At 39.2% G+C, this 9,477-nt stretch carries 7 protein-coding genes; all 7 read left to right on the top strand.

What is annotated here, in order from left to right:
- Window positions 1-2,052, top strand: a 2,052-nt coding sequence (locus FNZ60_RS01355; protein ID WP_185913398.1) for a Vomp family autotransporter, incomplete at its 5' end; no start/stop codon positions are given.
- A 17-nt stretch (window positions 2,053-2,069) separates the two neighbouring features.
- Window positions 2,070-2,630: an invasion associated locus B family protein gene (locus tag FNZ60_RS01350; protein WP_185913396.1), complete on the top strand. Its 561-nt coding sequence runs from the start codon at window positions 2,070-2,072 to the stop codon at window positions 2,628-2,630.
- 1,132 nt (window positions 2,631-3,762) lie between these two features.
- Window positions 3,763-5,073, top strand: coding sequence for a Ppx/GppA phosphatase family protein (locus FNZ60_RS01345; RefSeq protein ID WP_142415967.1), 1,311 nt, complete (start codon window positions 3,763-3,765; stop codon window positions 5,071-5,073).
- A gap of 29 nt (window positions 5,074-5,102) precedes the next feature.
- Window positions 5,103-5,831: an RlmE family RNA methyltransferase gene (locus FNZ60_RS01340; RefSeq protein WP_142415966.1), complete on the top strand. Its 729-nt coding sequence runs from the start codon at window positions 5,103-5,105 to the stop codon at window positions 5,829-5,831.
- 172 nt (window positions 5,832-6,003) lie between these two features.
- Window positions 6,004-7,029 carry a GTPase ObgE gene (gene obgE, locus FNZ60_RS01335; RefSeq protein WP_142415965.1) on the top strand — a complete coding sequence of 342 codons (1,026 nt, stop codon included), beginning with the start codon at window positions 6,004-6,006 and terminating at the stop codon, window positions 7,027-7,029.
- 1 nt (window position 7,030) lies between these two features.
- Window positions 7,031-8,170, top strand: a complete 1,140-nt coding sequence (gene proB / locus FNZ60_RS01330; protein WP_142415969.1) for a glutamate 5-kinase — start codon at window positions 7,031-7,033, stop codon at window positions 8,168-8,170.
- A 44-nt stretch (window positions 8,171-8,214) separates the two neighbouring features.
- Window positions 8,215-9,471 (top strand): glutamate-5-semialdehyde dehydrogenase, encoded by a 1,257-nt coding sequence (locus tag FNZ60_RS01325; protein ID WP_142415964.1) that lies wholly within the window; start codon window positions 8,215-8,217, stop codon window positions 9,469-9,471.
- Window positions 9,472-9,477: the final 6 nt, after the last annotated feature.

Genomic DNA, 9,477 nt, shown 5'->3' with positions numbered 1-9,477 from the left:
ACGAAAGAATACAATGATGTTGCAGCAGCGTTTGCTGGAGTTGGTATATCTTTCACGAATATTAAAAATGAGCTTAACAAAGCTATTAACCAAGTTGTGGGGGACAGTCTTGTTAAGCAAGATGCTCAGACACATGTTATTCATGTAGGAGGAGAAAAGAACGGTACTGAAGTTAATTTTGCCAATATTGATGGTGCCTCACGGACGCTTTCAGGTGTGAAGGCAGGAACGCTTTCGGCAGAATCGAGTGATGCGGTTAATGGTTCCCAGCTTTTTGCTACCAATCAACATGTGAGTTCTGTATCTGATAATTTGCAAACAGCGGCTACGGATATAGCAAAATCGCTTGGTGGCGGTGCTGAATATAAAGAAGGCCAATGGAAAGCGCCTACTTTTAAGGTTCAGACAGTCAACGAGGATGGTAGTGGTGTTGAAGAGCAAAGCTATGATAATGTAGCAAAAGCCTTTGCTGGTGTAGGGACTTCTTTCACCAATCTTCATAATGAGCTTAAGAATGAGATTAGCCAAGTTGTTAATGATAGTCTTGTCAAGCAGGATTCTGACAGTAAGGTTATCCGCATTGGTTCAGAGAAAGAAGGAACAGAAATCAGCATTGCAAACAGTGAAGGTGCATTGCGTAGTCTTTCTGGCGTAAAAGCAGCAACAGTTTCAGAAGGCTCAACAGAGGCTGTGAATGGTGGTCAGCTTTATTCTTTAAATCAGACGCTAGCGACGTATTTTGGAGGTGGTGCGAAATATGAAGAAGGACAATGGACCGCGCCTACTTTCACATTTACAAGCTTTAATTCTGATGGCAGTTCAGAAGAGAAGAGCTATAATAATGTTGCAGCTGCCTTTGCGGGTATGAATGCTTCATTTACGCAGCTTCATAATACCATTTCCGACAATATTGAGCAGAATGCCTTGTTGTGGAGTGATGAAGATAGAGCTTTTGTAGCGCTTCATGGAAAAGGAACTCAAAGAAGCAAGAGTAAATTGAAGTCACTTTTAGATGGTGACATTTCAGAAGGTTCCACCGAAGCGATTACGGGTAATCAGCTTTATTCTCTCAATCAGACGCTAGCGCTGTATTTAGGAGGTGGTGCGAGCTATGAAGGAGGCCAATGGAAGGCGCCTGAATTCAAGGTTGCACAATTCAATAGAGATGGCGTTTCATCAGATAAGAAGGTTTATAATGATGTAGCGGGTGCCTTTGATGGCGTTAGTGAGGGTATGGCGAGTATGAATGATCGTATTACGGAGGTTGCGAGCAATCTTGATACGAATGGCTTGAATTGGAATGAAGACAAGGGCGCCTATGATGCGAGTCATAAAGGAGAATCGAGTAAGATAACGAATGTTTCCGATGGTCAGGTAGAAAAAGGCTCGACAGATGTTGTTAATGGTGGTCAGCTTTGGGAAACAAATCAGAAGGTAGAATCGGTTGAGAAGAAGGTAGATACGATAGGTCAACATGTAAAAGATATTGAAACGGCCGTGACCGATGGAGCAGTTAACTATGACAAAGGAGCGGATGGTAAGAAGAGCAATAGCATCACCTTGGTAGGGGGCGATGAAAGTGCACCGGTATTAATAGACAATGTGGGAGATGGTAAGATCGAGAAAGGTTCTCATGAAGCGGTTAATGGCGGTCAGTTGCATGATTATACAGAAGAGCAGATGAAACTTGTTCTTGATGATGCGAAGAAATATACGGATGAACAAGTAAGTAGTCTTGTCGACAATGGTATTAATGAGGCGAAATCCTATACGGATATGAAGTTTGAGACGTTAAATTATGCCATTGAGGATGTTCGGAAGGAAGCAAGACAGGCTGCGGCTATTGGATTGGCTGTGTCTAACTTACGTTACTATGACATACCAGGATCTGTAAGTGTCTCATTTGGTAGTGGTTTGTGGCGCAGCCAATCTGCCTTTGCTGTTGGGGCTGGTTATACGTCTGAAGATGGAAATATTCGTTCGAATGTATCTATTACAAGTGCTGGAGGACATTGGGGCATAGGTGCGGGGATTACTCTGAGGTTGAGATGATAATAAAAAAGAAAAGTATGTTCGTGAAGATTCTGTTTGCTCTTGCCTTACTAGGCAAGGGCGAAGGCTTTGCTAATGAGAATAATAGTATTTATACAATTCATCCACCGCACTTATCGATACCTAGGGGAGAACCAGGTGAAACACGTCGAATTATTATGCAGTTTTATGACTGGACTTTAATTTGTGACGAAAAACAAAAGCTTAAGCTTAAGCAAGGTATATGTAATGTGACACAGACTGTTCATGATCAGGAAGGAAATACCATTTTTAGTTGGTCTCTTGTTTCTACGACAAATGGACAAGCTGTGATGCTTTTTCGAACATTGCCAAATTCTGATATAAATGTTCCGATTCAAATGTTTGTGAAAGGTGTAAAAAAACCTGTTCTTATTCATTATACGCAGTGTAATGAAAAGGTTTGTTTGGCACAATCACCTGTAGGTCCAGTTTTGACTAAACAAATAGAGCAGAATAATAAAGTACGTATTTCCTATAAGATTAAAGAAGGAAAGGTATTTTCTTTTACTGTACCATTTAAAGGGTTAAACACAGCGCTTAATTCTTTGCGCCGTTAGCAATCCATCAAATATTTTAATTAAGAGCTGTTTTATCATAAATCGTCATATTGTATTTTTTAATGTTAATGATAATGTAAAATAAGTAAGAAGTTTCGTGTGATATGACAGGGAGCTGATTTATTCGCAAGAGTGAGCATTTTAAGAAGTTAAATTCACGATAAGTTATTTATATAATAAAAAATTAAATTAGAATTTTCCACAAAGCCTAAAAAATGATTACGTTGGTTGTTAGAAGAAAAAAATATTAGAAATACTCAATTTTAAATAAATAAAAATATGGCTATTCTCACAATAGGGATGAGGTTAAGTTCCTTTTTTAAACTCCATACGGATTTTTATAGTGATCTGATTAAGCACTAACATTTTTCAATTGAAGTTTTATAATAATAGATAAATCTATAATTATAGAGAATTTTTTGAGCGATAGTTTTTTTTCTATTCATGTGATAACAGCTATTGGAATTTCATTTTGTAGGACCATGGAATTTTTACTCCAGTATAATCAAAACTATTTCGTTGAATAGAACAAACAAGGCTCATGTGTTGATAAAACTATTGAAGAAAAAAGTAAATTTTTTCTTATAACCTATTTAAATATATAGGTTATTGCAACCTTAAATGTTAGCAAAGAGTATGATAGTGCTGGTTTGTTACAATTAGAGTATGCTCTGTATAAATGGTATAAAAGGAGTATAATATACAAAATTTATGTGAACGCAAACGATTAATTTATAGTTTTAAGTTCAAAAGAGGCTGGCTGGGGTTTATCAACAAGATTCAAAGTATATAAATATGTGTAAGAGCGTATTGATGTGTATAGTTTTTTATGTTCAAATCAAAAAATTAAGGTGGTCTAAAAGGTGGGCTAAAAATGATTGTTTAAGGAAAAATCTATATGTTTAAACATGTTAAAGATACAAAATGGCGCCTAAAAAACATAACTTTACGGAAACAACCAAAAGATTATAAAAAATCTGAAATGATATTAGCGTAGAACATTTTGATAATAAGAAAAGAAAGAATGTTTTTTGTATTTTATCATTTGATGCTGCATTGTTGCTTTATTTAGGAATGAGAAGAAGAGTTTTCGCGTTTATTTATTGGGGGAAACGCTCAAGGAATAAGAAAAATGACCCCATTAAATTATGCTTCGAAAGAGTCAAAACAAGGAGAATCATACGATACCGAAGCAAATCAGCTGTACGATCAGTGTGGGAATAATAAAAATAATCATTCTGCATTGTTACGAACAGAGCCATGCTCTATCCTTGTTGATATAAAGAGACAAGAGAGAAAAAAATATTGTAAACAGAAACAGTTTTTGATCCAATCTAAGACAGCTTTTGAGTTTCATAGTCAGACAATGATAGGTGCTCAAAAACCAAAAAAACGTCAAGCACCTTTTCTTCGACGGCGTTCTCAAGTAAAGTCTCCACCTCTTTATGCGGCTCTTGATTTGGGAACGAATAATTGTCGTCTTCTTATTGCATCTCCTAGTAAACCTGGATATTTCCGTGTTGTTGATGCTTTTTCACGCATTGTACGATTGGGAGAAGGTTTAATAAATAATGGTTTTCTTAATACTCAAGCTATGGATCGTGCAATTGAGGCATTAAAGATTTGCTATGTAAAGCTAAAACAAAGGCATATTAAGCGTTATCGTTTGATTGCAACGGAAGCTTGTCGTTCAGCAAAAAATGGTGGACATTTTATTCAGCGTGTTTTGGATGAGACAGGTCTTGAATTGGAAATTGTTGATCGGAAAACAGAAGCACGTTTTGCTGTTACAGGATGTAGTACACTTGTTGAACCAAACACTGAAGCAATTGTGCTTTTTGATATTGGAGGAGGGTCATCAGAAATTGTTCTCCTTGATGTTTCTCAAAAGCGTTCTTTTCGTTTAGCGAGACAAATTACCGCTTGGACTTCTCTTCCTGTCGGTGTTGTTACACTTGCTGAACGTTTTGGAGGGAATAACATTAGTTTAGAAGATTTTGAAAAAATGAAAAATTATGTGCGAGGGTTATTAAATAATTTTTCAGATCGTCATAAATTAGGAAAGTTAGCGCAAGGATCGAAGTTTCATCTTTTGGGAACCTCTGGTACAGTTACAACGTTAGCGGGGATGTATCTTAATTTAGAGCGTTATGATAGGAGGAAGGTGGATGGCATTTGGATGAATGACGCAGACATTACTCTTATGACAAAACGCTTATTGTCATGGGATATAGAAAAACGTGTCATAAATCCTTTTATTGGGAAAGAGAGAGCATATTTAGTTTTAGCTGGTTGTGCCATTTTAGATGTTATTCGAGAAGTTTGGCCAAGTCAGCGTTTAAGAGTTGCTGATCGTGGATTAAGGGAAGGAATTTTGATAGAATTGATGTTACGCGATGGTGTGTGGTGTCGTCGTAGAAAGAGCAGAGATTTCAAGCGTTAGAGAATTACATGTGGAGACAATGAATAACGATGAAAAAAACGACAAAAAAACCAACGGGTGGTTATGGAGGTTCAGGATCCCATGAATTATATCAGCGTGTCAAAAAGAAAGCTGGGACCATTAAGGCTTCGTCACGGCGATGGTTAGAAAGGCACTTGAATGATCCTTATGTACATCAGTCGAAAGTAGATGGTTATCGTTCGCGTGCAGCTTATAAACTCATTGAAATTAATGAGCGTTATAAGTTTTTGAAAAAAGGTCAAAAGGTTATTGATCTAGGGGCAGCGCCGGGAGGCTGGTGTCAGGTGGCTGAGCGTATCGTAGGGTCAAGTGATGAAAAGCCTAGTGTCGTTGGTATTGATTATTTGCATGTGGATCCATTACCTAGAGTTGCGATGTTGGAAATGGATTTTTTGCATACAGATGCACCGCAGAAATTAATTGAAACTTTAGGGACAAAACCGGATGTGGTTCTTTCTGATATGGCTGCATCAACAACAGGTCATCGTCAGACGGATCATTTAAGAACGATTTATTTATGCGAAGTTGCAGCTGATTTTGCTCTTTCGGTTCTCAAGCCTGGGGGACATTTTTTAGCAAAGGCGTTTCAAGGAGGAGCAGAAAATACGCTTCTCGCAGCATTAAAACAGCATTTTAAAAAAGTCTATCATGTTAAACCACCCGCAAGCCGATCAGAATCAGTTGAGCTTTATCTTTTAGCACTTGAATTTAAGGGAAAAACAAAAATACAAGAATAGGGCCTTCTTTTAAGAAGACTTAAACCTTACTTAACCTATTTAAATTGTGATGTTTTTTTCCCAAAGAGTTATCAGCGAGGGGCAGTTTTTCTGTTATCAATGATGAAAAACTGGTAAAATTAATGTATTGCCTATAGAGGTAGAGAGATTGATTCCTCAGTGAGTGCTTCCAATGAAATTTCTTGATCAAGCTAAAGTTTATATTCGTTCTGGGAATGGAGGTTCTGGAGCTGTATCATTTCGTCGTGAAAAATTCATAGAATTTGGGGGACCTGATGGAGGGAATGGAGGGCGGGGTGGTGATGTTTGGGCTCTTGTTGTTGATGGACTTAATACACTGATTGATTATCGCTACCAACAACATTTTAAAGCAAAAACAGGAGGGCATGGCAAGGGGCGTAATATGACGGGTGAAAAGGGTGATGATGTCATCCTTAAAGTTCCGGTTGGGACACAAATTTTTGAAGAAGATAATACAACGTTAATCTGTGATTTAACGCAAGTGGGACAGCGCTATCGCCTTGCAAAAGGAGGGAATGGCGGTTTTGGCAATCTTCATTTTACAACATCGACAAATCGGGCACCGCGCCGTGCAAATCCAGGTTTAGCTGGAGAGGAGCGTGCAATATGGCTTCGTTTAAAGTTAATTGCTGATGCGGGACTTGTTGGTTTACCCAATGCTGGAAAATCAACTTTTTTAGCTTCTGTAACGGCTGCAAAACCAAAAGTTGCTGATTATCCTTTTACTACTCTTTATCCTCATCTTGGTGTTGTACGGATTGATGGTCGTGAATTTGTTTTGGCTGATATTCCAGGGTTAATCGAAGGAGCTCATGAAGGGGTTGGAATTGGAGATCGTTTTTTAGGGCATGTGGAGCGTTGTCGTGTACTCCTTCATTTGATTTCTGCTCAAGAAGAAGATGTGGCAAAAGCATATCAAATTGTGCGTCATGAACTCGAAGCATATGGACATAGTCTCAGTGATAAGATTGAAATTGTTGCTTTAAGCCAGATAGATACGCTCACGATTGAAGAGCGTAAAGCTAAACAGGAAGCTTTGCAAAGAGTAGCGGGGCAACCTGTTATGATGTTTTCTGCGGTTAGCCGCGAAGGTTTAGAAAATGTGCTGCGGGCTGGTGCACACATTATTGAAATGTCACGTAAAGAGGAGATCGTTGGGGATAGCAGGATTGATTGAGATGGCTGTTGGATTGCAAAAACTCACACACTATAAACGTATCGTGGTCAAGGTTGGATCTGCACTTTTGGTTGATCCTCAGACAGGTTTACGCGTTGAATGGCTTAAAAGCTTGATCCATGATGTTGTTGAATTGCACAAAGGAGGCGTAGAGATATTATTGGTGTCTTCAGGCGCTATTGCTTTAGGAAGGACATTGCTACAGCTTCCTAAAGGAGCTTTGAAACTGGAAGAAAGTCAGGCATGTGCTGCGTTGGGGCAAATTGAATTAGCGAAAACCTATGGTGATGCACTCGCACAATATGGGCTCAAAACAGGTCAAATTTTGCTCACTTTATTTGATACGGAAGAGCGAAGGCGTTATCTTAATGCACGTGCAACGATAAATGTACTTTTACGTTTTGGAGCAGTGCCTGTTATTAATGAGAATGATACTGTCGCGACAAATGAAATTCGTTATGGTGATAATGATCGTTTAGCTGCACGCGTGGCAACAATGATGGGGGCAGATCTTTTAATACTTTTATCTGATATTGATGGTCTTTATACAAAGTCTCCCCATTGTGATCCGACAGCTGAATTTATTCCTTTTGTGGCATCCATTACGCATGATATCGAAAAAATGGCAGATGGTGCTACTTCAGAGTTTTCACGAGGAGGAATGAAGACTAAACTTGATGCTGGAAAGATAGCGAATGCTGCTGGAACGGCGATGATTATCACTTCAGGCAAACGTATGAACCCTCTTGCGGCGATTGATAAAGGTGAACGCAAGACTTTTTTTGCGGCCGGTGAGAAATCTGTCAATGCTTGGAAAACATGGATTTCTGGTCATTTAGATCCGTCTGGTATTTTGACGATTGATCAAGGAGCCATTAAGGCTCTTGAAACAGGAAAGTCATTATTAGCAGCAGGGGTTATTGTCGTTGAGGGAAATTTCAATCGTGGGGATACGGTGGCTATTGTTGATACAAATGGGGTTGAGATTGCGCGTGGACTTGTAAGCTATGACAAAGATGAAGCTGTCCGTATTATGGGACATAAAAGCGAAGAAATTGAATCGATACTTGGGTATGAGGCACGTTCTGCGATGGTGCACCGTAATGATATGATTTTACGCTGCATCACGAGTTTCGTTTAAAAAAGTTGTTTTGTTTTGATTGTTTTGGCAAAATGGATGGTGCAATGACTTTAGAAGAACAAATGAGAGATATGGGGCATAAAGCACGCTATGCCGCTGCAGCGTTAGCCGTTGCTTCTTCTGAGCAAAAGAACAATGCGTTGGAAATGATCGCTTTAAGTCTAGAGTCTTACTCAGATGAAATTTTTCGGGCGAATTGTCTAGATTTAGAGAAGGCTGCTCAGAATAATTTGAAAGCCGCAATGGTTGATCGGCTCAAATTAGATGAATTGCGTTTGAGGGCAATGATAGACAGTGTTCGCCAAGTTGCTCGTTTGTCTGATCCTGTTGGGCAGGTCATGAGCGCGTGGACACGCCCTAATGGGCTTCATATAAGTCGTGTACGGACACCTCTTGGTGTGATTGGTATTATCTATGAAAGTCGCCCAAATGTTACTGTTGATGCGAGTGCTTTATGTTTAAAAGCAGGCAGTGCTGCGATTTTGCGTGGTGGTTCGGATAGTTTTCACTCTTCACATGCTCTTCATTGTGCGTTGGTAAAAGGTTTAGAACGTTCTGGTTTACCGAAAGATGCAATTCAAATGGTTGGAACAACAGATCGTGCTGCTGTTGGAGAGATGCTCAAAGGATTGGGTGGAGCAATTGATGTGATCGTGCCACGTGGTGGAAAGAGTCTTGTTGCGCGTGTGCAGTCTGATGCACGTGTTCCAGTTTTTTCTCATTTAGAGGGGCTTTGTCATATTTATATTGATAAATCAGCAGATGTGGATATGGCTCGCAATATTGTTTTAAATGCGAAGTTGCGGCGGACAGGGGTATGCGGTGCTGTTGAAACAGTTCTCATTGACAGACAGGCATTAAAAAAGTTTCTTCCTGTTTTGACGGCTTTACAAGAGAAAGGGTGTGAAATTCGTGCTACGGAAGATATTGCATGTCTTATGCCAGATGTAAAATTAGCTTCTGAAGAAGACTGGTCATATGAATATCTTGACGCTATTCTTTCTGTTAAAACCGTTGAAGGGGTTGAGGGAGCCATTTCTCATATTAAGCGTTATTCATCAGGACATACGGAATCGATTATTGCTGAAGATATGGAAGTGGTGAAGAGTTTTTTTAATCATTTAGATTCAGCTATTTTATTGCACAATGCGTCTACACAATTTGCTGATGGAGGTGAATTTGGTTTTGGAATGGAAATTGGTATCGCAACAGGAAAAATGCATGCACGTGGTCCTATCGGTGTTGAACAGTTAACATCATTTCAATATCATGTTAAAGGAAGTGGTCAGGTTAGAGCTTGAAAAATC

Source organism: Bartonella massiliensis, assembly GCF_902150025.1.
GTDB classification, from domain to species: domain Bacteria; phylum Pseudomonadota; class Alphaproteobacteria; order Rhizobiales; family Rhizobiaceae; genus Bartonella; species Bartonella massiliensis.
This window is presented reverse-complemented; position numbering and strand designations above follow the sequence as displayed.

Bases quoted from the DNA above. Each gene is read 5' to 3' on its own strand.
- FNZ60_RS01350 (WP_185913396.1), top strand. From the start codon at position 2,070: ATGTTCGTGAAGATTCTGTTTGCTCTTGCCTTACTAGGCAAGGGCGAA.
- FNZ60_RS01345 (WP_142415967.1), top strand. From the start codon at position 3,763: ATGACCCCATTAAATTATGCTTCGAAAGAGTCAAAACAAGGAGAATCA.
- FNZ60_RS01340 (WP_142415966.1), top strand. From the start codon at position 5,103: ATGAAAAAAACGACAAAAAAACCAACGGGTGGTTATGGAGGTTCAGGA.
- obgE (WP_142415965.1), top strand. From the start codon at position 6,004: ATGAAATTTCTTGATCAAGCTAAAGTTTATATTCGTTCTGGGAATGGA.
- proB (WP_142415969.1), top strand. From the start codon at position 7,031: ATGGCTGTTGGATTGCAAAAACTCACACACTATAAACGTATCGTGGTC.
- FNZ60_RS01325 (WP_142415964.1), top strand. From the start codon at position 8,215: ATGACTTTAGAAGAACAAATGAGAGATATGGGGCATAAAGCACGCTAT.